At 39.5% G+C, this 2208-nt stretch carries 2 protein-coding genes; both read left to right on the forward strand.

Annotation, left to right across the window (positions count from 1 at the left end):
• The coding region (locus BMZ71_RS15225; protein WP_218142842.1) for a hypothetical protein at positions 1 to 208 on the forward strand (208 nt) is incomplete at its 5' end.
• A 135-nt stretch (positions 209 to 343) separates the two neighbouring features.
• Entirely contained in the window at positions 344 to 1948 is a 1605-nt protein-coding gene (locus BMZ71_RS14475) for a phytoene desaturase family protein (protein WP_086990470.1), read from the forward strand.
• Positions 1949 to 2208 lie beyond the last annotated feature (260 nt).

Below are 2208 nucleotides of genomic sequence, written 5' to 3' on the forward strand. Positions count from 1 at the left end.
AGGCCCAATGGCTGATCGAAGTCATAAATGGTTAATTGCCGATTCGTCTGCTTTTTATACATTTTCATCGCCTCTTCGTATCATTTTTGAAAAAAAGTGCACGGGTTTTTGGTATTTCCCTCTGGAATCCATGCATCTATTATACCAAAAAACAGCTAAAAACGCTGTTGCGATAGGGTTTGTTAATTATTCAGTAGACATTATTTAGGGGTTTCTGAAGATCTGGAGACATGCAGTGGTGAATTTTTCAATCTGACAACGCTTGAAGAGCCTGCTCCACCAGCGCTGGATGATGAAAATGCAAGCGTTCTGTGGGAAATAAGTTTGAAAATGGGGAATTTGAATGAATAATGCGGATCAAAAAAGATATGATGCCATAATTGTAGGTGGAGGACTTGCCGGGCTTACGTCTGCGGTGTTTCTTTCTCAAGCAGGCAAGAAAATTTTGCTTATCGAAAAAAATGTCGAATTTGGTGGATTGGTAAACTCATTTGAAAGGGATGGTTTTGTCTTTGATGCTGGAGCCAGAGCAATCTTAGGAGTCGTTTTGGCGATGCTGAAAGACTTGAATCTTGATATTGAGGTTGTCTCAAGCAAGGTTTCCCTAGGCGTTGAGGATAAAATCATCGGCATTGAAGGCCACAATTCTGTTAGCGAATACAGAGATTTGTTGGTGAGTCTCTATCCCGATAGCGTAGAGGATATCGATGCATTCATAGAAGTTATGGTTAAAATAATGAAACTGATCGATATCATCTATGGCATTGATAATCCATTATTTAAAGATATCAAGCGAGATAAGGCGTACGTAATGAAAGAACTTTTGCCATGGCTGCCGAAGTTTATCTTTGCGATGAGCAGGATTGAAAGGCTTTCCAAACCTAGTGATGAATATCTTAAACAAATTATTCAAGATCCGTCCCTTATCGATATCATTTCACAACATTTCTTTAAAGGCACGCCAACATTTTTTGCATTGAGTTATTTCACATTGTACAGCAGCTATGTGTATCCGAAAGGAGGGACAGGTAAGCTTGCCGAAGCATTGGTGGAAAAAATACAAGCATTCAATGGTGACATACTCCCCAATACGGTTGTAAAAAAAATCCATGCCGACCAACAGGTGCTTGTCGATGAAAACAACAACGAATACTATTATGAAGACCTTGTCTGGGCTGCAGACCTAAAAAGTTTTTACAATATTGTCAGTCTGGGTAACCTGGCCCCAAAAATAAGGAAAAAGTTTGAAACAACAAAGGCATTGATGGCAAAAGGCAGGCCTAGCGAATCTGTCTTCTCGCTCTATTTGGAAGTCGATTTGCCGGTGTCCTATTTTAAGGAGTCCTTCAATGGGCATCTGTTTTACACACCATCCAGAAAAGGTTTGGGCAACATCAATAAAAATGAACTTAAGGGAATGCTGGGAAAATGGGGAGAGACGGATAAAAAAGAAGTTCTTTCCTGGTTGGATCGTTTCCTGGAATACAACACTTATGAAATAGCCATCCCGGCTATGAGAGATTCTGACTTGGCCCCGGAAGGTAAAACGGGTTTGATAGTCAGTCTGCTTATGGAGGCAGAATTATTCTATAAAGTCGAAGAATCCGGCTGGTATGAGGCGTTCAGAAGGGAAATTGAAAATAAAATAATCAGTGTGCTTTCTGAAAGTTTATGCCCTGAGTTAAAAGATAAAGTGGAGAAACAATTTTCCTTTACACCTTTAAGTGTTGAAAACCGAGTCGGGAGCACGGGTGGGGCAATCGTGGGCTGGTCTTTTGAAGCCCCGATCCCGGTTATTTATAAAATGCAGCAAGTCAACAAATCAGTACTTACGCCTATTCCGAACATTTATCAAGTAGGGCAATGGGCATACAATCCAGCCGGAACACCCACTTGTATCATTACAGGGAAATTAGCCGCTGACAGGATAACCAAAGAAAATAAGTAAGCGTCAAATGATTCAACTTTCTAATACCAGTTCTGGGGTAAATGGAATCCTATTTGAAAAAGTAATTGCAACAAAATGAATAGAAACTAAACTCCTAAAAATAACAGTTTTCTAGGAGTTTTTTGTTTGTAGTGCATTCGCGATAGTAAAGATTTTATTTCTTAACTTTATATAACTAAAGGTTTAGTGATATAATCAGGTAGTGGCAAAAATTCTATGGAAACTGCCCAAAATAACGAGGTGATGTGAAAAACCAAGCC

It is taken from the genome of Trichococcus flocculiformis, from assembly GCF_900113645.1.
GTDB lineage: Bacteria > Bacillota > Bacilli > Lactobacillales > Aerococcaceae > Trichococcus > Trichococcus flocculiformis.

Coding starts and splice junctions, on each gene's coding strand:
- BMZ71_RS14475 (WP_086990470.1), top strand. CDS start 344: ATGAATAATGCGGATCAAAAAAGATATGATGCCATAATTGTAGGTGGA.